The sequence below is a fragment of the Terribacillus jepli genome (assembly GCF_047228925.1).
Lineage (GTDB): Bacteria > Bacillota > Bacilli > Bacillales > Amphibacillaceae > Terribacillus.
The window spans coordinates 170895-193627 of the sequence record NZ_JBFEGH010000001.1 but is presented as its reverse complement, the minus strand read 5'-3'; the positions used below and the strand labels follow the sequence as shown (position 1 = coordinate 193627).

The window sequence follows — 22733 nt, the reverse complement described above, 5'->3', positions numbered from 1 at the left end:
AATGTATTCCCGAACCATACCTGCATAAACATAAGGAGGAGAAGTTGGGAATAAAGTCTAACAATAGGAAAGTTCCGTTTTTAAAACGGGTAAAAGTGCACAGTTTCGGGGGTGCTTTAGTTATAAATAGGCAGCAAGAATGCAAGTGAGGGTGAGGAAAGATATGCAAAAAAAGAAGCAGGAAATGCTGTATTCCCTGCTAATCCAGATATTTTAAGATGCACATTTCCAGCTCTTATCGTGCCCTTTCCCTTTCCCTTTTCCTTTTTCGGCACCTTTATGTTTTCCGTTGTCATTTTTACAAGGTGCAGGCTGATCTGTTTGCACTGATTTGACAATATTATTTGACGAAACAGGTTTAAGCTGATACGTATCATTGAAGATTGAGGATACGCCTGTAATGTCAACTTTTTCTCCAACCTGGAACTGGGAGACGAAGGTATCATGATTCAACCCGATTCTATTATCGACCCGCACACGAACTACATTCCCGTCAGCTGCTTCTGCATCAAACTCAAATGTACCATAAGTGCCAAACGCCTCGATATTATTAATCGTCACTTCCTTAAGTTTAACGAGCTGGCCTTGATTCGTGTCATCAATAACAGACACGGTCTTTGGTGCGGGAATATCTGCTTGTCCAATAACTTCGGACTTGATGATATCCGTGACTTCCACTTCTCCATTATACGTAGTCTTTACCGCACTGATTTGGACCAAATCTCCAGCTTTAAAGCTGTCACTATCTTGAAAAACGTAGATTCCGCCAGTCTCATCTTGCAGATAAAACCCTTTTCCGCCAAAGCTGCCTGGGGTCGATGTTACAATGCCTTCAACCGTTACTACCTCACCATCCGTAGCCTTACGCGCTTCTTGGATGGCTACCTGCTGCGGCAGTTCTGTTTCATCATCCGGCAATGGCTCTGCATCCACATTCCCGACCTGTACGGACTTCGTCAATAGATTACTGCCATCCTTCCGAAGTCGCAGGTTTGCCGTTCCATCCGCAGTGGCAGGATTCAATTGAGCAGGTATGTCCACTGAAGCTCTTCCTGCCGCATCCGCAGTAACGGAAAAGCTGGTGCTGTACCCATAGCTGCTCGGCCAAGTTCCCGTCGTATTGAATTTCCCAATTTGCTGACCTCCTGGCAGATAGGCACCCAACTGCAGACCTGTCAATGTTTCACCTGGTTCCAAATCCTCTACGACAATCCGTACGGTGAATTCCTGCTGTGTCGGCAAAGTAGCCGGTGCTACTACATCATAAGTAGGATTGGAAGCGACTTCATCCGATCCATAGGAACCAGCGGCAAACGTACTTGGATCATACCAGCGATAACCAGCTGGAGGATTGGTCCATGGCTCTGCTTGTGTTTCCGTAGTCAGTTCAGGATTTTCATTGATTGCATCCGTTTCGAGCAAAGGTGTCTTCTCACTCAAAGTAATGGATGTCTCCTCAAAGCTAGCATAGCTTTCCTTTTCACTCAGCCATTCCATGACATTCAGCATGTACTGTCCGTTATTTCCTTCCCCGGTGAAGCCATCATACGTACGCTTCGTACGTCCGTTGTCTTCGCGGAGATACTTCGGTGTCGCATCTTCTACAGGTGAAGAGTCACCGATGAATGCAGCTTTTCCTTGCTCCACTTTCGAAATGGCCGCAAAAGCCCCTTCATCAATCCCGCCGCCAGCATATACCCCCTGGTCGACAGCATTCGGCCATGCAGGGATATTTTCCGGGAAATATATCAATCCTTTTGCCTTTGTCGGATCGAGGATTGTCAATGTAGATCCGGCATGGGATTCTACCACTTCAATACCTTCCGTAATACCAAATGAGTCAGATGGATCCACTACAGTTTGACCGGATTCTATATCACCTAAAGCATTAAACCGGAAGCGGATACCAAAATTATCTCCAAGCCAGTCGGAGCTCTCCACCCCTTGCATCCGATCGGAATTTGCCTCTTCTTCCGACATTCCTTTGGTTGGATCGTCAAATGCACCTCGGCGGTAACCATTGAAGATTTCGCCAGAATCCCACCGATCATAGTTGCGGTCTGCATTATAATGATCTCCGATGAAAAAGATACTGCCGCCTTCCTGCGTGTAGCGAAGCATTGCATCCTGCTCGGATTTCTTAAATGCGATGTTTGGTTCTGGAATGACGAAAACATCATACCCGCTCAGATCTTCATAAGTAATAGCTGATGTTTTCCTTAGCTCCTTAACAAAATAGCCCTCTTCAGCCAATGCATCACCAAAATCGGAAAAAGCACCATCGATCACCCAGTCTGCTGCACCGGCAGTCTGTCCATGCGTATTATCAAATAATACCCTTTTCCCATTCGCCTCTCCCTTCGGCTGTATTTCCGGAGCTGGGTCAGCTGCGGTCTCAGCATCGCTATGCGCGCCAAAGCCAAATACAGTAAATGGGATAAGTAAGACAGCGAATACAAAGCTTTTCCAATCCACCACTCTCTTCACGAGCAGATTCCTCCCTTATTTTTATAGACAAAGCATAGCAAATACTCCACCCGGTTTGCGTCCGTTTACAGAAAACCTACAAAGAATAGAGAATATTTACGTTGCTGTAATCCTACTATCTAAAAGATGGTTTCCTTATCATTTCACAACCATTGCACGAAAAAACCTGCATGCTGTCGCATGCAGGTTTTACTTAATCTATGACTGCCTGAGCAGTCGTGCCTACTTTCAAGGTGAAATCTTTACTGGAAGCATCCATGTAATGCACTTCCAAATATGCAGAATCTTCTTCCTGTCCAGTCGCTTGCTGATAACTGCCAAAGTCATTGTATTCGTGTTGGTTCCAAATCCAGCTGTTTTCCGTGTCTTTATCATACACATTGCGATTCATCGTTGTATTGTAGTTCGTCAGGAAATCGTTGGAAATGAACAGCCCTGTTTTACTGGATGTAAATACATTATGTGAAATATCATTATCTCTGATATCATGCTGTAAAAGCAGCTGACCGCCATAAAGATCTTTGGTATCGTTTTGATAAAGTACGTTATAGGTGATGGAGGAATTTTTAGTTCCGCCGCGTTCCTCATCATAACCACCTATTGAAATACCTGTGTAGTTGTTTTCATACACTTCATTTTCAGTGATGAGAATGTTCTCTGCGTACCGACCTTTATGCTCGGAAGTTGCCTCGATACCTAAGTCATTGCGGAAAACAGTATTGCCTTTGATTTTGATATGTTTTGCACCATCCACATAAATGCCGCCTGCGGAATAATCCTCACCGTATGCCGGATTACCATAGGAAGAGTTATCATGGACCACATTACCTTGAACTGTCCCATTTCTTACATAATCAGCCTCTGTATCTTCCGCTACCCCTTCGTAGCCGATCAGATCGATACCGATGTTGTTATTATGGCGAACTGTATTGCCTGTAACAGCAAAACCATCGATATTGCCATTCAATACCACCGCTTCACTGGCTCCCAGAGTCAATTCTTCCACAATATTGTCCATGACTCGGATCTGTTCCATCTTACCAGTGCCGTATACCGCAATACCATGGGCATTCCCTTCATCTGCTGTATTCCCTATATGATGGATGTGATTTTGAATGATATTGATATAAGAGCTATTGCCCGATACAGAAATACCCATCACAGCATAATCAGGCGAATCCGTCGTTAAGTCCTGAAGGGTCAGTCCCTGAATCGTAATGTAGCGCTTGCTATCCACGTTGACCAGCGCTGCATCTTCATCCATCGTCTGTCCTTTCCCGCTGATGACCACATCTTCATTTTCGTAGTTACGAATCACCAATGGCGCTTCCTTCGTCCCGCTATTGGTCACATCAAATCCATCTGAATACGTTCCCTTGCGAATGTAGACGGTTGTACCGGCTGAAGCCTGGTCCACTGCCGCTTGAATCGTACGAAGAGGCTTCTCCTTTGTTCCTTCATTCCCGTCATCTCCATCAGTGGCGACGAATAACTGTTTTGGAACGGTTATCGCTTCGACTTCCTTCTTGTTGTTTGCTGCAATCGAATAGATGCCTGCACTGATCAAGCACAGTACGATTGCGATCAGGATCGATAATCTCATTTGCCGACTCTTTTCTATGCAATATTTGCCGTTCTTGGCTACTGCTAGTATGATACCTGTCATCGACCAATTTGTATAGGAGCAGAGCGTAATCTTCATAAAATCTTTATTGTCACAAAAATCGCTCTTTTAATTCGGGGGATGGCAGCATACATTGATTTTGTTTGCCGAACCAACGATAACGATTCCTGGCTACATACCGATACATCCTATCTCGAATCGGCCTCGGTATGATCAAAGCAGCAGCAGCTAGTTTCCAGGCTCCGTCCAGGTGGCGGGCAATACGTAAAACCGCACTGGATTGCGTATATACTTTGTTTCCCTCCACAAATATGATGCTGTCGACTTCGTCAGGAATCTGTTTTGCTTCTTTCAGCTTACTGCCGAAATCACTTTGGAGGGAAGCAAATTTAAAATAGGCTCCTTTATCATGCTTAATGATGAATTGGACACTGCTATTGCACAGATTGCATACACCATCAAAAAGAATGATCGCCTCGTTGTCCATTTCTAGCCCTCCTGTTCTTCACTCACTCTATTATGCAGTATCAATTCATTTTCTTTTGTCAGATAGGTTGTCTTGTAGACTTCCCGGCGGTCCAAATTCTTTTCCATCAATGTCACATAATACGTTTCTTTTTCCCCCGGAACGGCTTCGATAACCGTTTCTCTCGTAAAACGTTCTCCGAACATATCCCATTGCTCCACCTTGCCTGTTTCAGCTGGAAATCCGCCATTCTCTCCTTGCCCATGTCGCTCTGTAACTAAGACAGCCGCTTCTCTGGCAGAATAGCCTGGATCATCGAGCACCACTTCATCTGTCGGTGCTGGTACCGACTGGATCTGACCGATGATGAAGACTGTCAGATAGAGCGGTAAAGGCACATAGAGAACCAGCCATCCGAGTCGCCCTTTCTCTGTCACATATATCAGAGCAAGTTCTATCAGTGCAAAGAGTATAGCTAAAAATGCACCTAGACCTGCAGTGAATAACAGCGTCGCTGGAACCGGCGAAGGTAAGGCTGCAGCTGAAAAAGGAAGTCCGCCTAAGCCATGCAGCGCAACATATAGTCCTGAGCTACCCAAGTCCACTGGCGTTATTTTTGTGCTGATCAGCCATGAAATAAAGATTCCATAGATCAATACAAAAGGACTCATATACATTGCAAAGATCAGTGCTCCTCCAACACCAATCCCCTGATTCTCTGCCAGAAATCCATTTAATCCTACAAACAGGGAAAACAAACTGATAAGCAAAAAACCGGCTCCAAATTTATGTTTTAATCTCATCGTTCGCCCTCCCATCCGAAACGCTGGATGATTCGTTCTGCTGCCTCAGAGGCAGACAGATCATCCGTCTTTATTTCTATACATTTTGCTTCTTTTATTCCTCCATCAGTCGTAACTACAGACCGAAATAGTTCATTTCTGAAGCGTGTGGATAAACGACGCATTTGTTTCCTGAAAAATGGTACTAGCAGATCCATTGGCATATACAGCAATCGATATCCTGATTGTTTCTCCAACTCCTGTCCCGCTGTCATTTTTCCGACATCATGCGGTCCGAACAATAAGATGACATTCATCACACCACTCCTTCCCCTCATTGTAGCAAAGACGTTTGATTAAATGTAAATGTCTGTTATTAATTACTCCAATTCGGAATCATATCAGGCTGATTATCGCAGCCAGGATAAGGATGGATTTTGCGGGTTAGGAGCAGCACGATGGACAATCGAAAAAGCATGGGATGTAATCCCATGCCTTTCCTGCAAAACAAATCTAACCATAGTCGTAAATCACATGATCTCCAGTATTAGTCATATCGTTCTTATAACGACTCATGTCTCCAGGCTAGAACATTCTCATTACGATACAAATCTGCTTTATCCAACGAATTGAATAATCCCATTTTATATTTTACTACTTCTTTTGCAGCTTTGATGCACTCCGGATAGATGACGTTTGGGTCCCATAGTTCAGTTGCTGCTAGTATTTCACGGCATTTTTTATAGAAAGCAAATTTGTAGTCTGATGATATGTTTACTTTTTGAATTCCAATACTAACGGCTTCGGCAATTTCTTCATCTGGGTTTGCAGATCCACCATGGAGAACAAGTGGAATATCCACCTCTTGTTTAATGGCCTGTAAAATATCCATGCGAAGTTTTGGCTCCATATCTTTTGGATAGATGCCATGGCATGTGCCAATCGCAACAGCTAGCGTATCCACTCCCGTGCTTTCTACAAATTCCTTTGCATCTTCCGGTCTTGTGTAGATGACCTCCGACACTCCTCCCTCTACGGAAGTTCCAGTGTTTCCGATTGTTCCTAATTCACCTTCTACTGATACACCTAATGGATGGCTTATTTCGACGATTTCCTTTGTTACCTTGATATTTTCTTCGAGTGGTAATAGGGAACCGTCGATCATGACGGAACTAAAGCCAACCCGTATGGCCCTCATAATATCAGCCACATTTCCTCCGTGGTCCATATGGAGTACAAATGGTACATGGCTATTTTTTATTCTGGTTAGTACATAACTGAAAAAGTCATCCTTTGTAAACTCTAATTCTGTTGGATGTACAGCGATAATAGCAGGTGAGTTATTTCTTTCAGCTTCTTCCACTACAACTCTTAGAAAATTACTATCTGCTACATTGAAAGCACCTACTGCAAATTTATGTTTTTTCGCTACTTCTAACAGCTGTTTCATATTTACTAACATAATCTTATCTCTCCTCTTATTCAAATGGACTTATTTTCAGATTGGGATAGTCGGATATAATACTTCACTAGTTCTTTACCGGCAGATACTGTGCGGTGTATGAAATCAAAATAGCTAAGCTCTGGATTCTCTTTTAAATCTTCTTTTATACAATGAACTTGGGCATTCATAAAATCCGATCCAACATTGATCTTATTGATTCCGAGCTCGATTGATTTTCTGATGTTTTCCTCTCCGCAGCCTGATCCTCCATGTAAGACCAAAGGGATATTTGTTGCTTGCTTAATCTTATCGACAATATCAAACCGGAATTCTGGGACATAATGATCCGGATAGTTTCCATGGCTTGATCCATAAGAGATGGCTAACGCATCTATTCCTGTTCTTAATGCAAAATCAATAGCTGCATCCGGATCTGTATACATTTTGTCTTTGGTCATAGAATCACCGGAAATGGAGCCGATGCTTCCTACTTCGCCTTCCACACTGGCATCATATGCTTGCGCAAATTCAACCATATTGCGGGTGATTTCTATATTTTTCTCTATTGGATGGAATGAAGCATCCATCATGACACTGGAGAAGCCATCATTTAAGCACCTTTTGACAAAACCAATATCCTGGCCATGATCCAGATTTATCGCAACCTCTATACTTGCTGCATTTGCCATCTCGATAATTGGCTGTGTAAGCAATTTACTGCCTAAGTGAGCCTTCAAATGATCCTGAAGTAAATCAATGATGATTGGTGCCCTTAATTCCTGTGCTGCATCGATGACTGCTTTAGCAGTTTCTAAATTAAAGCAATTAATCGCCATGACTGCGTATCTTCCGGTATTTGCTCGATTAAGCATACCCTTCATGGATACATACATATCGATCACTTCCAATCCTTTAGATGTTAACTTTTAAATCCGATAGATCAAATTCTTCTTCCTCTGTCGTATCTTCTGCATATTCATTGGCAGGTTCTTTCTTCCAAAGAAACAGCATGACACCAGTAATCACTGATCCAATCAGCAAAGCCAATAAGAAAAGGAATGGATGGGTCATGGCTGGTACGATAAACAATCCGCCCGATGGAACCGGTGATCCCACTCCCCACATCATGGAGAATCCCCCACCGATTGCTGCACCAGTAGTACAGGAGACGACAACTCTCACAATATCAACGGCAGCAATCGGGATAACACCTTCCGTAATCATACAAACCCCCATTGGGAATGCGATCTTGATATTGTCTTCTTCCGATTTTGTATAACGCTTTTTACGCAGCATTTTTGACAAGACCCAGGAAATCGCTACCCCAAATGGAGGTACCATCGACGCCAAAATCTTCACCGCTTCAGGTTCGTAAATGCCTTCCAGTAAAAGTCCATCTGCAAACAGGGAAGCCACTTTATTGACTGGTCCACCAAAATCAAATGCTGCCATGCCTCCTAAAATAGCCCCAAAGACAAATCTCATCGATCCTTGCATGCTCGTTAAAAAGGAAGTTAATCCATCTGTTGCCCACACAATCGGCACTCCAAGGATAAAGAACATCAACAAACCGACGACCACACTGGAAATGAGGGGAATAATCATCATCGGCATTAATCCCTCTGCCCATTTTGGTACCTTTAAATGTTTTTTAAGGAATAAAACAAAGTAACCCACGATAAATCCACCTAGCATACCACCTAAGAAACCAGCTCCAATTGCATTCGCAATGAGACCCATCAAAAGTCCAGGTGCTATTCCAGGTCTATCAGCTATGGAATAGGCAATGGCACCTGCAATAACAGGAGCTAGTAACCCCATACCAAGTACACCTAAAGAAACAAGTGCTGATGGAATTGAATATGCCTCCTGATAATTCTCAATAACTGTTCCGCCAGTTAAATTTCCTATCGCAATGAGCAGACCTGATGCGACAACAAGAGGCAACATAAAGGATATAGCGGTTAAAGCATGCTTCTTAATCTGAAGTTTTTTTAACATATAGCGGCCCCCTTATGGTTTTGAATTCAACTCGGCCTCGATCTTTTTATATAATTGCTTCGGTGCCTTTATAGCAATATTAGTTGGGATTTCAACAATTCTTTTTCCTTTAAAGCGTTCTTTTCCACTTACTTTGATATCAGCAGCTATAATGACCAAATCCGCCTCCTCGATTTCTTCTTTTGTTAGTTCATCTTCTATGCCTATCGTCCCTTGCGTTTCTATCCGAACCTTATGTCCGAATTCAAACCCTGCCTTAATTAGTTTTTCTTTCGCAATATACGTATGGGCGATACCGGAAGTACAAGCAGAGATTCCAACAATATTCATATTCATTCCTCCTAAAGGTTTCGAGATAATAAGTGTAAGATTTCTTCCTTCGTTTGAAGTATTTGGAACTGCTCTATCTTCTCTTCATCAGATAATAATACAGCCACTTTCTGGAGCAGCTTAATATGTGTCGTCGTTTTATCAGTATCCTTCACAGCAAATAAGATGATGACATTAATTGGATTCCCGTCCATCGATTCCCACTCTATCTGCTTCTTGGTCCTTCCAATGGCAATAGAAGTTTTCAAAACATATGCTGATTTTCCATGGGGAATGGCAATTCCTTTTTCTAGACCTGTCACACCTTCATTTTCACGGTACATCACATCCTTGATAAAACCCTCTTCATCGCTTATGCAATCGTTTACATACAATAGATTCGTTAATTCTTCAATGACTTCAATCTTTGAGGTTGCCTTTAAATCTAATTGGATAAGATCTTCAGAAATGACTTTACTAAACTCTAACTCATCTATTCTCATGCTCAATGCTTAGACCTCCTATTAACTATCTATGTTTGTGGCAAAATCATTTGTTTTTTATAGTAGTTTTTTATAAATTGATCAATCTTATATCTATCCTCATCATTAAGAATGGGACTGACAAGAATCGTCGGTTTATCGATTATACTTTTCGTTTTGACTGTGGATATCACAAGTTCTACATCATCATAGTCACTCTGGTTGATTCGCTGTTGGGAAATAATCCTTTTTACAAGAATATTCGGAAAATTCTTCTTGATTTTTCCGCTTAACAAATGGGAAGTACCGATACCACTTGTACATTCAATTAGAACTGGGATCTTATTCGCAAATCGTTCATCATAAGAAATTTGGAAATAGAGTGTAATATAGCCTATTTCTTCGTCGGTCAGTTGTTTATCGTAAATTCTATCTTCCGTAAGTTTTTCGGCACTGCGCTTGACTAAGTTGAATATACTAGAAAAATTCTGTCTGATTGATTTCAAAAGTGGGTTGATAATGTAAATTTGGTGATTCAATCTATACACCATACTGTGCAGATGCAGTGTCAAACGTTGCTTGAGGTCTTCATCTTCTACAAACTGATAGCCACTATTTTCAGTAGCAGTTGAAATTAATTGCTGTGCAAGTCTCTCGACTTTCTTGTCTGCCTTTTCGGTATTTGGATCTATTAAATACCGACAATTGAGTTTGTAGGCTTTCAAAATATAATAAAGATGATAAATTTCAGATTTCCGTAAAGTGATGGAATAAGCTGCTTCTAGTTTATCTGCCATGTGCATCGTAATCTGATAAATGGCAGATTCAGCATCCATTTCTTCATAAATCCGCTCATCTTTCATTAATAATTGAAGATTATTTGTACGTTTTTCGATAATGGAGAGTAACGAACAATAAAGCGTTAAATAGTAGGGTTGATCTAATACTAAGTCATGATCTACTTGTATTTCGTGCAGAAGCTCTTTGATTTTACTTAAGCTTGAATTTACAACTTTAATATCCTTGACAGAATCAGGGATATCATATTGACTAAACGGATCTCCTGATTGTTTAAGATAACTTTCAATTATAACGGACATAACTCGATAGACAGCTAATTGGTTTCCTTTCAAACAAGTGCCATCATTTTCCCTGGATAAATGTAAGCCATACGGTTTGATTATGCTCTCGATGTGTTTAAAATCATTCATGATGGAACTTTGGCTAATATAGTATCGTTCCGATATTTTTAGAATGGATGTTTTACATGGTGTAATCGAGAGGAGAAATAGCAATAGATTCAGCCGTCTTTCCTCTAGATGTTCAAATTGTTCACCTCCGTTCCACTTACTTTCCCTTACAGCAACAAGGCAGTAGCCAGAGTTCTCTTTTTTTCTAATTCTAAACTCGGAAGAATTCTTTTTTGATATATCGTGAATATCCCTGTAAATTGTTTTTGGGGATACCGACAGTTTCGTCGCCAACTCAGAAGCTGTTACATACCGTCTCTCCCTTCGAAGAATTTCAATGATTTTTTCCTCACGATCATGCAAGAGATCCCCACCTCATTTCTTCCTTGCTATGCTCTAATCTTAGCAACGTGAAAGCGCATACACAATTACAAATATCGTTTGGTTTTTATGTCCGTATTAGTGTGGGAATGAAGTAAATACTAAGAAAAACAGCAGTATTTCAACCAAACACGAAAGTTATTCTGTGGAGATTTATACAATTTTTCTTTACTGATTCCTTCATAAGAAAAAAGAGACTAAAGAATTAGTCTCTAAATATTTACGAGGTTGAGCAGGTGAATAATTCGTCAAAAAGACAACAGCGTTCATTTTTCCATCCATCCAGCAGGAATCATGCCTGAAACCCCTCTATAAGTTGAAATGCCTGATAATCCGCTCGGCTGTTTCAGGAGCAGCTAGTTCATCTGTCTTAATCCGTAAATAATTCTTCTCTTTTATCTCCCCATCCCTCGATTGAAGACGCCCCGTCTCCATCGTCCGGAGAAGATTCGCTTCCGAAAAAGCGATATTCCGTTTCGTCGGTTTGTGCTTCAAACGGTTTTCGGTTACATTCCGTTTTAACCTGATATCGACATCTGCTTGGAGTTCAACGAAAAGGATTGGTATTTGCTGCCCTTCGAATATGGCACACATTCTATCAACTGTTTCCCAGTCTTCGTGACTGGAAAAATCCCATACGAATGTAAAAATGAAACCAGGAAGATTTGTCTTCGCTACCGACTGGAATATCTCTTCTCTGAAAAGTGTGGATAAACGCCACATTTCCTCACTGAAACCAAAGAAGGGTACTAGCAAATCAATTGTCATATGATTATGCAGCAATCGATACCCTAACTGTTTCTCCAGTTCCTGTCCGACTGTCATCTTCCCGACAGCCTGCGGTCCGAACAATAAAATGACGTTCATGGTATCCCCCTCTTTTCATTCATTGTAGCAAACTAAATGGTTTTTTTGTAAATTTCTGTTATGGCATTGCCATATTACCGACCGGTAAGTAAAATAATAAATATAAAACTTTTAAGGATGAAAAAATGGCTAAAGGAAATTCATATCAGCTCATCATCGATGCAGCACTTTCTCTTATAGCAGAATACGGGCTGGAGAAGACTAGCTTATCCATGATCGCAAATCGCGCTGGCATTTCAAAACCAGCGATATATCATTATTTCTCTTCTAAAGAAGGTCTGCTCGATCATCTGTTTGAGCTGTTGTTTAAAGATTACCGCTTTGAGCAGTATTTCCCTATGGATACGTACACTAAAGATAATTTCGCTCGCTTGCTTACAGATAATGGGCTGAAGATGTTGCAAGAGTATGAAGAAAACCCGGAGGCTCTGAAAATCATTAACCATTTCATCAGTTATTCCGGACAGAACCGTGACTATGATGAAAAAATCAAGCAAATACTGACAGAATTCCTTGATGGCTTTAAAAGATTGCTCCTCCTTGGACAGCAGCTTGAAGTCATAAAAAAAGGAGAGATAACCGCAAAAGCTCAAATACTTGGATTGGTCCTGGACAATATTAGCAGCTACCTCCTGATGGGTATCGAAGTGGAAAGTACTGCTGTTTGGTGCCAGGCGGTTTCCTATGTGATGGAGGATGACTGATATGAAAGATATCCAATTAGGATTAACGAAAAATGAAAAATACATAATAAACTTTGTACTGCCTCTCCTTGGGGCTGTCGCTGGCTGGTATTTACCTGTTTTAGCCAGGTGGATACTGAATCTCCCTTGGCTTCCTTATGAAGGGATTATCGAAAAAATCGCTTCTTATTCCGGAACGACACCCTCTATCATCTTATGTATCGCAGGTATTGTCGCTGGAATAATTTTATCTCAGTTCATTTTCCATGAAACCTTACAAATTCTTGTCAACAAAGACTCAGTTACCCTCATGATAAAAGATACTAAGGATCAATTCCGCAAAGGGGAGATACAATCCATCTTCTTAGATGGCAAATCGCTTGTGCTGGTAGGACTTCAAGAGAACGAGATGTTCAAAGAAGAATACGATGGAAATAAAAAAAAGATGGCAGATGCGTTTCTCTCACTGGGATATCCATGGTCTGAATCCGACCCCTACCTGGCAGCTTATTGCCGCTGGGATGAAAATGACCTGCAAATACCAGCAGCTGTACATGCTTTATTGCGGACACGAAAAAGTTGTTTGGAGAACGAGCAAGAAAAGATAGCCAAACAGGTACAATTGGATTTAGCAAAAATAGGCGTGGCAATCAAAGACCGTAAAAAGGATCAATATATCCGCCTTAACCATTCGCTGCTGAAAGATTCAATGGAAGCCCATGTGTAAGGAAAAAGAAGAGCTGCAGGTCACATCCTGCAGCTCTTCTTTTTAAAATAGTTGCAATATCCTTAACAATTTATCTGTGGCATCGAGTAGTTGATTGCAAGCAGTAGGTATAACGGTGAGGATAGCAAGTATAAGAGGCAAATTGTCCTTCGGCTGTTTCGGATTTGTCGGACATTCCTTCATCGCAGACATTCCCCCCTTCGATTTCTCGGGCAGGTTTGTTGCTGAAAAGTAATGAGCGGTTATTTAGTGGGATAAATTTAGTATCTCCCATTCGGTCTCATTTATACATGTTGTTGACAAATCGTCAACAACAGCGTACCTTGTAATGGTCAGGAGGTACGAAAATGGAAAAAAAACGAAACACAGAACGTAAGAAGCGACGCATAGGCAGGTATATAATACTCATCCTCCTGGTCGTAGTAATTGGAGCTGGTTCCTTCCTCTTTCTAACCGCAAGGGTGTAAAACAAACAGTTGATGGCATTCAGAAAGACTCCGCAGCAATCGACGAGGGTGTAACATCAAAGAAGATCAAGAACAAAGAAAGAATCAATATCCTTTTACTAGGTATCGATGAAAGGGAATTTGACTCTGGCCGGTCAGATGCTTTACTGCTTATGTCACTGGATCCGGCTTCCGAGTCTATGGATCTGGTTAGTATTCCGCGCGATACACGGACAGAGATCATTGGACACGGTACAGTTGATAAGATAAATCACGCTTATGCTTTTGGCGGGGTTGACATGTCAGTGGAAACTGTAGAAAACTTGCTGGACGTTGATATCGATTATTTCGTAGAGATTAATATGCAAGGTTTAGCTGATCTGGTCGATGCTGTAGGTGGCGTGACCGTGGAAAACGACCTGGATTGGTACGATGAAGGTTTCTATAAGAAAGACTACCATTTCAAAAAAGGTCAGATTGACTTGGATGGGCAGCAAGCATTAGGATACACCAGAATGCGCCATTTAGACCCTGATGGGGATTTTGGAAGAAATGCCAGACAGCGACAAGTAATTGAAGCCGTTATCAATAAAGGGGCCAACATCAAATCTGTCAGCAAAATAGATGACCTGCTGGACGTTCTCGGCAAAAACGTACAAACTAATATAAACCTCGCATCCATGCGTCATCTGCTTGTAGATTATCGCAATGTTCGCAACTCTGTTCAGGAGCATGAAATGAGAGGTGAGGGTACAAAAATTGATGGAATCTATTACTTGATAGTACCCGAGGATGAGATAACTGCTATACATGACAGCATAAGCAACTAAAAGAAGAGGCTGGGACAAAACCCAGACCGACAAAAAAAATATCTCCGTCACCCAAAACCGGTGACGGAGATATTTTTTCAATGCGTTTGGCTAAGTTTATGTCCCCGCCTCTTGCTTAATTATGAGTTGGTTTCCTTTGAATCAAAAGTATAACCGCCAGCAGCACCACACCTAGCCAAATCGTATTTAAGCCGATGATTCTTTCGCTAAAGCTGCCTGCTGCTGCACCTAATAAGTAAAGGAGAATGGCACCTCCTCTAAGGCATGTATCAAGCGATAGTTTTCTGGTTTTTCCCAATAAGTCCCTCTACAAAAGCAGCAAGTGTACTCGTCAGTACTGTAGAGGAAAGGCCAGCTATCTTAAGATTCCTTCCGGCTATCGTTTGCATGCCCATGGCTGTACTTAACAGCAGGAGAATAACTGATGAGAGGCCTTCGCTAATCGGCATCAGCAGTATCATTGCTGCAACAAATAAAAACAAAATGAATTCCCAGAATAAAATACTTCTTGAAGTACCGTTCTTTTTTTGGACAAGCACAGTAGCGGCAATCCCTATGACAAACCCAGCTAACGCGATGGCAGCATTACTTAAAACTACCTGCCTTGCATCACCAATGCCAATACCTAGCAATACAATGTTTCCTGTCATGTTGGCAGTAAACACATGGGATAAACCAATATAACCTAGTACATCTATTACACCCGATAGAGCACATAATAGCAGGATGATGATATGGTCCCGTTTAATATGCATCTTAATTCCTTCTTTCTTTTTTGTTCTGCCCTATACCTTTCTACCCCATCTATTGACAAATTGTCAACATCCTTGTAGGGTAATAAAATAAGATCCCGGAAAGAGGAGATGCCTTCATGGACGTGAATAAAGATATTTCTAGTATAGAGAATCTTCTGCGTATGTTACTTAAGGAAAAAAAAATATCCATCCGCGAATTGAGCAGGCAGACTGCAATTGATGCAGCTATCATATCCAAGATACTGAATGGTAAACGAAAAGTGACCGTTAATCATTTAAAAAAGTTCAGTGAAGTGCTGGATGTATCACAGGAGGATCTGATGCGTGCTGCCGGTTTTCTTGAAGAAAATAAAACATTCAAGACAGAACGGCATTTGGAAGCTCTGTGTAAACAAGCCGATCCATCCTTTACAACAGAAAGAATGTTGAATCAGCTGGCTGATTATGAGGAAATCGCCCTTACCGACGGCGGAAAACAGATCATCGAAGATAAATTCAATGATAAGATTAAATCCGTCGGAAGCGCCGGTAAACTGGTAAATGACCTAAAGCAAATGTTTTATAAATTCAGTTCCGGCATTGGAACTAAAAAAGAATTAGTACTTTTCGGTGCAGCTTTACTATATTTTATCAACCCAATAGATGTGCTGCCTGATTATATCTTTCCGTTTGGTTATCTAGACGATACACTTGCTGTCCAAACCGCTATGATGAGTGCAAATAAATAGCAAAGGGAGTTGCCTGCTTGGAATCATGGATGAATGAATTGATGGTAACCTATGGTTACCCTGCCATTACCCTTTTGATGATGATAGAGATTGTGATACCACCGCTTCCATCTGAAGTCACCTTGCTGTTTGGCGGATTTTTAGCGGCTTCCACCAGTTTGAATCCAATTTTAGTAATACTATCGGCTACACTCGGAGCGTTAATTGGCACCTCAATATTGTATTGGATCGGCACGCTATTTGATATAGAGAAGCTTTCGAATTGGATAGAAAAAAATCGCAAATGGCTGAGGCTTAATCCTGCTCATTTGCATCAAGCAGCAGCTTGGTTCGAGAAGTACGATGTATGGGCTGTTTTTCTCTGCCGCTTTATCCCGCTAGTAAGGAGTTTGATTTCCATTCCGGCTGGTATGGCCAGAATGCATTTTGGAATATTTCTTCTCTTCTCTGCTGTTGGAACTTTAATCTGGAATTCCATCGTCGTTATGTTAGGGGTATGGGTCGGAGCTTCATGGACTCGAATAGAAATTTACCTCGATTATTATAAATATGGCATGTTAGCATTTATTGCTGCTGGCAGTGGATTTGTAATTTGGAAATTAAGCCAGCGCCGAAAGAAAGAATCAGAGGAATTAAGTTGAAATCAGCATATCTATTATTATCAAGCGGAGAAGCAAAAGATGGATGCCTCTTCGAATTCCCTGAGAGCATCCCTGCTGTTTTTCCCAGTAATGTCATCTTCGTATGAATCCGCCTTCCGAGTGAAGCTCCTGTCCCGTCACCCAATAACCGTCTTCTCCGACTAAAAAGCAAATCAACCTCGCTGCATCATCTGGTTCGCCGATCCTATTCATCGGAAATTTTGGCAGCAGATGCCGCCTAGTCTCATCCGTCATCCATGTACTGTCTGTCGGCCCTGGATTGACTGCATTCACATTGATTCCAATCGATGCCAAGTCAGCTGCCAATGATTGAGTGAATGCGGTAATGGCACCTTTGGTCGCGATGTATGCCAATTCGTCAGGCATTGGTCCTCGGCTCTGACCCGAAGTCAAATTGACGATACTTCCCCTGCTGTCAGGTTTTAGCTGTTTGAACGTTTTCGCAAATCCCGTACAAAGCAAAAAGACACTCCTCATATTGACAGCATAATGGCGATCTAATTGAAAAGCATCGAATTCCTCATAATCACCGTTCTCGGAAAAAGCAGCACAGTTAATCAAAATAGCCGGCACACCTAGCTGCAGTTGTACTTTCTGCAAAATGGCTTCGGCTGCATCTGATTCCTCCAGATCCGCTTCCATTCCAACGCATCTAACCCCTTTTTCTGCAAGTTCATCCCTGAACTGATCAGGCCACGTTTCGCCTGCCTGCCAATATGTAAAAAAGATATCCAAACCTTGTTCAGCCAGTCTGCGGCACACCGCTGTCCCAATGGAACGTGGGTAGGAAACACCTGTAACGATAGCTATCTTAGCCATACAATAGCCCTCCTTTTTTTACCATTGCTTTACATATTTCGTGTACACTAAAGGAAATCCTGTAAGAAAGGAGACTTCTATTGAAAAAACATCTCTTGTTTACAATTGGCAGTCTCGTACTGGCACTCCCTATTTATAGCCGGCTTCTTTATAAAGCTATCCACGGGATCGAGTTCACCCAAAGTGATATGTGGACTTCTCTCATTGTCCCTCTTTATGTCATCGGCTGGACCAGCAGCAAAGAACACGGATTCTCTGCATATGATTTCTTCCTCTTGGCAGCGGCAATCTGTACCGCACTGGATATCTTCTTGAATGCACACCCGAGTACTTTCCTTCTCGCAACAACACTGATCGGAACGCTCATCCTGCCAACAGAATATCTGGTCCGGGCAGCAAAAAAGCAGGAGTGAGTACTCCTGCTTTACTTAACTATTTGGTACTAGATTTACATGGTCGACTTGAAGTGTCTCATCATTCACAATGAATTCCAGCTCAAAGTCACCAGTTTCATATAGATACTTATGCTGGTCAGTCTGCGAAATGGAAGTAATGGCATCTGCCTTGCCAAGCTCCTCCTCTAGTATAGCAGGTGTAATACTGCCTAGATTCGTCTGCCGTTCCACATTAGTTCCAAGATAGCGAATTTCACTTAATATGCCATCCTCACTGTATGCAAAACTGAACCCAGGATTCCCCATCTCTGCATGGTACGTGTCAAAAGTATCGGATAAGAAAGGCTTTCCAAGCCTATCCACAACATCTGTCCGTGTTGATTCACCTATTGTGAAATTACCTGCCAATCCAACGGAAGACCCTTCATATGCCTGTGTATAAATGGTCTGTAGTGTTTCAAGAGCTGCTTCATTCGTTTCGGAAGAATGGATTGCTTCACCAGCTTCAGCGTTTACGGATACCGCACCCGTATTCACGAAGCTTCCAGCCCCTAGAACAGCACCTGCGCAAGCGACGCTTATCGCTGCCTTTCGTGCTGGATTCCGTCTGATCATAAAGCATACCTCCTTTTGGTATAGTTATCTTTTCCGCGATAGAGTGACTGTTAAACATGAGGAGGTAGACGATATTGGATTGGACATTTACGGTTGCGGAGTTTAGCAAATGCACTATTTATTCGACATCAAACTATAGACATACAAAAAACTTCTCCCCATTTTCACAGGAGAGAAGTTTGTCCTTACTTCACTAAGCTTTCAACTGCATCGTCGACGATTTGTTCGTTCGCGATTGGTCCAGTGTACAGCCAGCTTGTGTTTTTATCATATTTATACACATTGCCATTCTTGATTGCTGGTACGTTTGCCAGTAATGGATCGTCAAGGATTTCAGAGCCATCGCCTTCGTCACTATTGATCAAGAAGAGATGGTCGACGTCCATTTCAGCCAATTGTTCAAGGGAAACCGGGTTCCAGTTTGCTGTTGCGCTTTCGGAGATTTCTTTGACACCTTCTGGAACAGTGATGCCTAAATCGCCATAAAGCACTGCACCGCTGGATAGGTTTTCACTGACGATGTAAAGCTGTCCGCCGACAAGCCAGATAGCTGCTGCGGATTCATCACCAATTGCATCCTGAATTTGTTCTTTTGCTTCTGCAGCTTTTGCATCATAATCATCAAGTACTTTTTGTGCTTCATCTTCTTTACCGAAGATTTTGCCGACAGTTTGCAGTTCTTTGCGCCAGTCACCGTTTTCTTCCGTACCCATTACGTAAGTCGGAGCAATCTTGTTATACTGCTCGTATTTATCGCCTTCCACCATGGAAGCAGAATCCATGATGATCAAATCAGGCTTGAAGCTTGCTACTGCTTCGAACGGAAGTGTAGAGTCGATCGTCGGTACATCTTTTAGGCTATCTTGTAAATATCCTTGAGGATCACCATTATTAACGGACCATTGTGCCACTGGTGTAATATCAAGGGCTACAAGGTTATCCTCCAGATAGGAAGCAAGCACGTTTTTCGGATTAGCAGGAATCTCTACTTCATGGCCCATTGCATCCGTCACTGTACGTGTCTCATTACTTTCCTTATCAGAGGAGCTATTTTCACTTGAATCGTTATTGCCGCAACCTGTTATAATGAATACAATACTGGCGAAGACTGCCAGGAGTAAAAACATGCTCTTTCTTTTGAACAAGGGACTCACCTCTTGGTTTATGTTATAATCTCTCAATAGATGATAACAATTCTCATTATCAATTACAAGCATCATCATCATATTGACATATATAGAGCTTAGAAAGCGGGTTGACGATGCAAGCACGCAGACTCATTGGCATAATCATACTAATCGCAGGCACCGTCCTGCTTTTATTTTCCATAGGCCTATCCATCATATTCGGGGTATCGGATATTTCACTCGGCACGGTATGGAATAGTATCTTCCATTACGATGCTTCCAATACATCTCACCAAATCATTCACCGGCTCCGTCTGCCCCGTGCAGTGGCGGCAATTCTTATCGGGGCCATGCTAGCAGCATCCGGTGCAATAATGCAAGGCATGACACGTAACCCGCTGGCTTCTCCGCAAATCATGGGTGTCACCTCTGGTGCGACCTTCATGATTGCAATCGCGCTTGTTTTCCTGCCTGGCATTTCCAATGTGAATCTGCTTCTATTCGCCTTTGCCGGATCTGGACTAGGCCTTGGCCTTGTTTTCGGAATCGGTCTGTTGGCGCGTACTGGATTGACGCCTGTGAAGCTGGCTTTGGCGGGTACCGCTGTCACTGCTTTGCTTGGAGCTTTTTCCAATTCACTGGCATTACATTTCGATGTAGCCCGAGACCTAAGCTTCTGGTATGCAGGCGGTGTTGCGAATGTGCAGTGGGATACGGTGAAGCTGCTATTTCCAGCAGCTGCAATCGGTCTGATTCTGGCATTTTCCATCAGCGGATCAGTTACGACACTCAGTTTGGGAGAAGATGTTGCCACAGGTCTTGGTTTGAAGACCGGTCTGGTAAAAGCAGCCGGTGTCTTGGTCGTGCTCATCTTAACTGGTGCTGCTGTCTCGGTCGGCGGCACGATCGGCTTTGTCGGGTTGGTTATCCCGCATATCACACGGTTCCTCGTCGGACCTGATTATCGCTGGATCATTCCGTGTTCGGCTGTACTCGGCGGCATTTTATTGAACTTTGCCGATATTGCTTCCCGAATGATCAATCCGCCCTTCGAGACACCAGTTGGCGCCCTCACGGCTTTGATCGGCGTACCATTCTTCATTTATCTAGCTCGCCGGGAGGGTAAGAACATATGATACACTCTGCGAAAAAGACAAGCCTGGTAGCAGTCGGAATCATTGCTGCCATTCTGATTATATTTTTCATCAGCTTGAATACAGGGACAATCCCCATTGGACCAGCGGATGTCATAAAGACCTTTCTTGGTACAGGGGATGGCTCATATGACGTGATATTATTCGATTTCCGTCTGCCGCGCATGGTGATTGCCCTACTAATCGGGATCGGGATGGCTATTGCCGGTGCCATCCTGCAGGGCGTCTCCCAAAACGGGCTGGCTGATCCCGGTATACTCGGGATCAATGCCGGGGCTGGCTTTGCTGTCGTCCTTTATATTTTCTTCCTGCAGGACAAGCTGGCAGGCACAGGCAGCATCCAGGTATTCATCATGCCCTTATTTGCCTTTGCTGGTGCATTCCTGGCTGCCAGTCTCATCTATGCATTAGCTTGGAGAAAAGGCGTCACGCCAGTACGGCTCATTCTTGTAGGTATCGGTATCAACGCTGCTTTCGGCGGGCTGATCATCGTTTTCCAGCTCATGATGGACCCGAAAGATTTCACGCAGGCGACCATCTGGCTCAACGGCAGCATCTGGCAGACAAGCTGGAATTATGTACTGGCACTCTTACCATGGATCATTTTGCTCGTTCCATTTGCTATTTTCAAAGCAAAAGCATTGAACGTGTTGACGCTTGGTGATCAACTCGCCGTCGGCGTCGGGGCTCCTGTCCAAAGAGAGCGGACGATCCTGCTGCTCCTTGCTGTCGCACTGGCTGGAGCGTGCGTAGCAGCTGGAGGAGCCATCACATTTCTTGGGCTTGTTGCACCTCACCTGGCCCGTCGTATCGTCGGTCCGAATCACAAGTATCTGCTTCCGATTTGTGCACTTATCGGTGCACTGATCATGCTTGTAGCTGATACATTATCTCGGACAATCCTGGCTCCTTCAGAGATTCCGATTGGATTGGTTGTTTCAGCGATAGGTGCCCCATATTTTATCTATTTGTTGATCAAAGAATGAACCTCTGCTCACACAGAGGTTCATTTGCTTGCTGTTTTTCTTGATTAAAGCCAGTCTTTCACATAAGAAAGTAAACCTAGTACAGCTCCGCTTGAAGCCGCAAAAAAGTGATCGGAACATATTTCCCTTTAGTTTCTTTCATAACCCATCAATCTCCCTTTCTTTCTATTACAGATTGCTTTACGGATGTAGATATTCATTTCCTTATAAGCGGATTTGAAAGATTAAACTTCCTTTTGCTCCGTAATAAATTTAGCTATATTGTCACATTGTTTAATCGCCCAATCATAATGCTTAGTAGTGTTGGCGGCAAAGTAAGCATACAGATTAGTTGTTTTGGTCCAATTATAATACTTCTTGGTGATTATCTCTTCATCCGTATGAGATTCTATGAGCTTTCTGACCCTCTCATGGCTTAATGTCACTTTCTTTATAGATTGATTGAGTGTGAAATCCTGACAACTTTCCCATATTCGTTCATTCAACTTTTTCAAATTATTCCACTTGAATCCAGGAGCAGGCATGGAAGGTATATCTCCACTCATCCCTTCTCTGTACCAGCGTTCCAGCATTGCATGCCATTCATACAGATGCATCATCACGTCACGAAAGTTTTTATCTCTTTCTGAAGTATCAACAGACAAGCTCCGCTTCCTGGGAGAAACAGAATCTATCAGCTGCAGTAATGAATCAAATTTCTCCTGGCTCTCCGTCAGCAGTTTCTCCTTTGGACTGATTTCACTCATATTTTCACCCCTGCTTAGCAATATATA

General features: G+C 42.6%; 25 protein-coding genes. 8 read left to right on the top strand and 17 right to left on the bottom strand.

Annotated features, from left to right (window positions below):
- Positions 1–213: 213 nt before the first annotated feature.
- The 12 genes from AB1K91_RS00975 to AB1K91_RS00920 form a co-directional block, all read right to left on the bottom strand.
- The gene (locus tag AB1K91_RS00975) at positions 214–2478 is read right to left on the bottom strand and encodes an endonuclease (RefSeq protein WP_489686328.1); all 2265 of its coding nucleotides are present in this window, start codon (positions 2476–2478) and stop codon (positions 214–216) included.
- Positions 2479–2680: 202 nt separating this feature from the next.
- Positions 2681–4090: a right-handed parallel beta-helix repeat-containing protein gene (locus AB1K91_RS00970; RefSeq protein ID WP_413087465.1), complete on the bottom strand. Its 1410-nt coding sequence runs from the start codon at positions 4088–4090 to the stop codon at positions 2681–2683.
- 112 nt (positions 4091–4202) lie between these two features.
- Positions 4203–4598, bottom strand: coding sequence for a thiol-disulfide oxidoreductase DCC family protein (locus tag AB1K91_RS00965; RefSeq protein ID WP_413087464.1), 396 nt, complete (start codon positions 4596–4598; stop codon positions 4203–4205).
- A gap of 2 nt (positions 4599–4600) precedes the next feature.
- Complete coding sequence (locus tag AB1K91_RS00960) at positions 4601–5380, bottom strand: hypothetical protein (RefSeq protein ID WP_413087463.1); 780 nt, start codon at positions 5378–5380, stop codon at positions 4601–4603.
- Positions 5377–5676 carry a hypothetical protein gene (locus tag AB1K91_RS00955; protein WP_413087462.1) on the bottom strand — a complete coding sequence of 100 codons (300 nt, stop codon included), beginning with the start codon at positions 5674–5676 and terminating at the stop codon, positions 5377–5379. The genes AB1K91_RS00960 and AB1K91_RS00955 overlap by 4 nt, the downstream gene beginning before the upstream one ends.
- Before the next feature lie 245 nt (positions 5677–5921).
- The gene (locus AB1K91_RS00950) at positions 5922–6821 is read right to left on the bottom strand and encodes a ketose-bisphosphate aldolase (RefSeq protein ID WP_413087461.1); all 900 of its coding nucleotides are present in this window, start codon (positions 6819–6821) and stop codon (positions 5922–5924) included.
- Positions 6822–6841: 20 nt separating this feature from the next.
- Positions 6842–7696: a class II fructose-bisphosphate aldolase gene (locus AB1K91_RS00945; protein ID WP_413087460.1), complete on the bottom strand. Its 855-nt coding sequence runs from the start codon at positions 7694–7696 to the stop codon at positions 6842–6844.
- Positions 7697–7715: 19 nt separating this feature from the next.
- Positions 7716–8804: a PTS fructose transporter subunit IIC gene (locus tag AB1K91_RS00940; protein ID WP_413087459.1), complete on the bottom strand. Its 1089-nt coding sequence runs from the start codon at positions 8802–8804 to the stop codon at positions 7716–7718.
- A 12-nt stretch (positions 8805–8816) separates the two neighbouring features.
- Complete coding sequence (locus AB1K91_RS00935; RefSeq protein ID WP_413087458.1) at positions 8817–9134, bottom strand: PTS fructose transporter subunit IIB; 318 nt, start codon at positions 9132–9134, stop codon at positions 8817–8819.
- A gap of 11 nt (positions 9135–9145) precedes the next feature.
- Complete coding sequence (locus AB1K91_RS00930; protein ID WP_413087776.1) at positions 9146–9616, bottom strand: PTS sugar transporter subunit IIA; 471 nt, start codon at positions 9614–9616, stop codon at positions 9146–9148.
- A gap of 29 nt (positions 9617–9645) precedes the next feature.
- Positions 9646–11148 (bottom strand): BglG family transcription antiterminator, encoded by a 1503-nt coding sequence (locus tag AB1K91_RS00925; protein WP_413087457.1) that lies wholly within the window; start codon positions 11146–11148, stop codon positions 9646–9648.
- Positions 11149–11475: 327 nt separating this feature from the next.
- Positions 11476–12033: a DEAD/DEAH box helicase family protein gene (locus AB1K91_RS00920; RefSeq protein ID WP_413087456.1), complete on the bottom strand. Its 558-nt coding sequence runs from the start codon at positions 12031–12033 to the stop codon at positions 11476–11478.
- 125 nt (positions 12034–12158) lie between these two features.
- On the opposite strand from AB1K91_RS00920, the gene AB1K91_RS00915 reads away from it, so the two are divergent.
- The 3 genes from AB1K91_RS00915 to AB1K91_RS00905 all read left to right on the top strand — a co-directional run bounded on the left by AB1K91_RS00915 (position 12159) and on the right by AB1K91_RS00905 (position 14719).
- Positions 12159–12737, top strand: a complete 579-nt coding sequence (locus AB1K91_RS00915) for a TetR/AcrR family transcriptional regulator (protein ID WP_413087455.1) — start codon at positions 12159–12161, stop codon at positions 12735–12737.
- A 1-nt stretch (position 12738) separates the two neighbouring features.
- Entirely contained in the window at positions 12739–13443 is a 705-nt protein-coding gene (locus AB1K91_RS00910; protein WP_413087454.1) for a YqeB family protein, read from the top strand.
- 484 nt (positions 13444–13927) lie between these two features.
- Positions 13928–14719, top strand: coding sequence for an LCP family glycopolymer transferase (locus tag AB1K91_RS00905; protein ID WP_489686327.1), 792 nt, complete (start codon positions 13928–13930; stop codon positions 14717–14719).
- A gap of 269 nt (positions 14720–14988) precedes the next feature.
- On the opposite strand, the gene AB1K91_RS00900 is transcribed toward AB1K91_RS00905, so the two are convergent.
- A complete protein-coding gene (locus AB1K91_RS00900) occupies positions 14989–15474 on the bottom strand; it encodes a YoaK family protein (RefSeq protein WP_413087452.1) in 486 nt (161 codons plus the stop codon).
- A gap of 116 nt (positions 15475–15590) precedes the next feature.
- Between AB1K91_RS00900 and AB1K91_RS00895 the strand changes: the two genes are divergently transcribed.
- On the top strand, positions 15591–16202 hold the full coding sequence (locus AB1K91_RS00895) for a helix-turn-helix domain-containing protein (protein WP_413087451.1): 612 nt from the start codon (positions 15591–15593) through the stop codon (positions 16200–16202).
- 17 nt (positions 16203–16219) lie between these two features.
- Positions 16220–16843 (top strand): DedA family protein, encoded by a 624-nt coding sequence (locus AB1K91_RS00890; RefSeq protein WP_413087450.1) that lies wholly within the window; start codon positions 16220–16222, stop codon positions 16841–16843.
- A 93-nt stretch (positions 16844–16936) separates the two neighbouring features.
- Here AB1K91_RS00890 and AB1K91_RS00885 read toward each other — a convergent pair whose 3' ends face one another.
- A complete protein-coding gene (locus AB1K91_RS00885) occupies positions 16937–17683 on the bottom strand; it encodes an SDR family oxidoreductase (protein ID WP_413087449.1) in 747 nt (248 codons plus the stop codon).
- Positions 17684–17763: 80 nt separating this feature from the next.
- On the opposite strand from AB1K91_RS00885, the gene AB1K91_RS00880 reads away from it, so the two are divergent.
- On the top strand, positions 17764–18096 hold the full coding sequence (locus tag AB1K91_RS00880; RefSeq protein ID WP_413087448.1) for a hypothetical protein: 333 nt from the start codon (positions 17764–17766) through the stop codon (positions 18094–18096).
- 15 nt (positions 18097–18111) lie between these two features.
- Here the strand turns inward: AB1K91_RS00880 and AB1K91_RS00875 are convergent, their stop codons facing one another.
- Positions 18112–18693 (bottom strand): YjgB family protein, encoded by a 582-nt coding sequence (locus AB1K91_RS00875; RefSeq protein WP_413087447.1) that lies wholly within the window; start codon positions 18691–18693, stop codon positions 18112–18114.
- A gap of 185 nt (positions 18694–18878) precedes the next feature.
- On the bottom strand, positions 18879–19838 hold the full coding sequence (locus AB1K91_RS00870; protein WP_413087446.1) for an iron-hydroxamate ABC transporter substrate-binding protein: 960 nt from the start codon (positions 19836–19838) through the stop codon (positions 18879–18881).
- Positions 19839–19954: 116 nt separating this feature from the next.
- Between AB1K91_RS00870 and AB1K91_RS00865 the strand changes: the two genes are divergently transcribed.
- Both AB1K91_RS00865 and AB1K91_RS00860 read left to right on the top strand, forming a co-directional pair.
- Complete coding sequence (locus AB1K91_RS00865) at positions 19955–20956, top strand: FecCD family ABC transporter permease (RefSeq protein WP_413087445.1); 1002 nt, start codon at positions 19955–19957, stop codon at positions 20954–20956.
- Positions 20953–21960: a FecCD family ABC transporter permease gene (locus AB1K91_RS00860; protein ID WP_413087444.1), complete on the top strand. Its 1008-nt coding sequence runs from the start codon at positions 20953–20955 to the stop codon at positions 21958–21960. The genes AB1K91_RS00865 and AB1K91_RS00860 overlap by 4 nt, the downstream gene beginning before the upstream one ends.
- A 224-nt stretch (positions 21961–22184) precedes the next feature.
- On the opposite strand, the gene AB1K91_RS00855 is transcribed toward AB1K91_RS00860, so the two are convergent.
- Positions 22185–22706, bottom strand: a complete 522-nt coding sequence (locus AB1K91_RS00855; RefSeq protein WP_413087443.1) for a ClbS/DfsB family four-helix bundle protein — start codon at positions 22704–22706, stop codon at positions 22185–22187.
- Between the last annotated feature and the right edge of the window lie 27 nt (positions 22707–22733).

What these genes read in the sequence shown, in the direction of transcription:
- AB1K91_RS00970 (WP_413087465.1), bottom strand. Translation starts at nt 4,090, where the DNA reads ATGAGATTATCGATCCTGATCGCAATCGTACTGTGCTTGATCAGTGCA.
- AB1K91_RS00965 (WP_413087464.1), bottom strand. Translation starts at nt 4,598, where the DNA reads ATGGACAACGAGGCGATCATTCTTTTTGATGGTGTATGCAATCTGTGC.
- AB1K91_RS00960 (WP_413087463.1), bottom strand. Translation starts at nt 5,380, where the DNA reads ATGAGATTAAAACATAAATTTGGAGCCGGTTTTTTGCTTATCAGTTTG.
- AB1K91_RS00955 (WP_413087462.1), bottom strand. Translation starts at nt 5,676, where the DNA reads ATGAATGTCATCTTATTGTTCGGACCGCATGATGTCGGAAAAATGACA.
- AB1K91_RS00950 (WP_413087461.1), bottom strand. Translation starts at nt 6,821, where the DNA reads ATGTTAGTAAATATGAAACAGCTGTTAGAAGTAGCGAAAAAACATAAA.
- AB1K91_RS00945 (WP_413087460.1), bottom strand. Translation starts at nt 7,696, where the DNA reads ATGTATGTATCCATGAAGGGTATGCTTAATCGAGCAAATACCGGAAGA.
- AB1K91_RS00940 (WP_413087459.1), bottom strand. Translation starts at nt 8,804, where the DNA reads ATGTTAAAAAAACTTCAGATTAAGAAGCATGCTTTAACCGCTATATCC.
- AB1K91_RS00935 (WP_413087458.1), bottom strand. Translation starts at nt 9,134, where the DNA reads ATGAATATTGTTGGAATCTCTGCTTGTACTTCCGGTATCGCCCATACG.
- AB1K91_RS00930 (WP_413087776.1), bottom strand. Translation starts at nt 9,616, where the DNA reads ATGAGAATAGATGAGTTAGAGTTTAGTAAAGTCATTTCTGAAGATCTT.
- AB1K91_RS00920 (WP_413087456.1), bottom strand. Translation starts at nt 12,033, where the DNA reads ATGAACGTCATTTTATTGTTCGGACCGCAGGCTGTCGGGAAGATGACA.
- AB1K91_RS00915 (WP_413087455.1), top strand. Translation starts at nt 12,159, where the DNA reads ATGGCTAAAGGAAATTCATATCAGCTCATCATCGATGCAGCACTTTCT.
- AB1K91_RS00910 (WP_413087454.1), top strand. Translation starts at nt 12,739, where the DNA reads ATGAAAGATATCCAATTAGGATTAACGAAAAATGAAAAATACATAATA.
- AB1K91_RS00900 (WP_413087452.1), bottom strand. Translation starts at nt 15,474, where the DNA reads ATGCATATTAAACGGGACCATATCATCATCCTGCTATTATGTGCTCTA.
- AB1K91_RS00895 (WP_413087451.1), top strand. Translation starts at nt 15,591, where the DNA reads ATGGACGTGAATAAAGATATTTCTAGTATAGAGAATCTTCTGCGTATG.
- AB1K91_RS00885 (WP_413087449.1), bottom strand. Translation starts at nt 17,683, where the DNA reads ATGGCTAAGATAGCTATCGTTACAGGTGTTTCCTACCCACGTTCCATT.
- AB1K91_RS00875 (WP_413087447.1), bottom strand. Translation starts at nt 18,693, where the DNA reads ATGATCAGACGGAATCCAGCACGAAAGGCAGCGATAAGCGTCGCTTGC.
- AB1K91_RS00865 (WP_413087445.1), top strand. Translation starts at nt 19,955, where the DNA reads ATGCAAGCACGCAGACTCATTGGCATAATCATACTAATCGCAGGCACC.
- AB1K91_RS00860 (WP_413087444.1), top strand. Translation starts at nt 20,953, where the DNA reads ATGATACACTCTGCGAAAAAGACAAGCCTGGTAGCAGTCGGAATCATT.
- AB1K91_RS00855 (WP_413087443.1), bottom strand. Translation starts at nt 22,706, where the DNA reads ATGAGTGAAATCAGTCCAAAGGAGAAACTGCTGACGGAGAGCCAGGAG.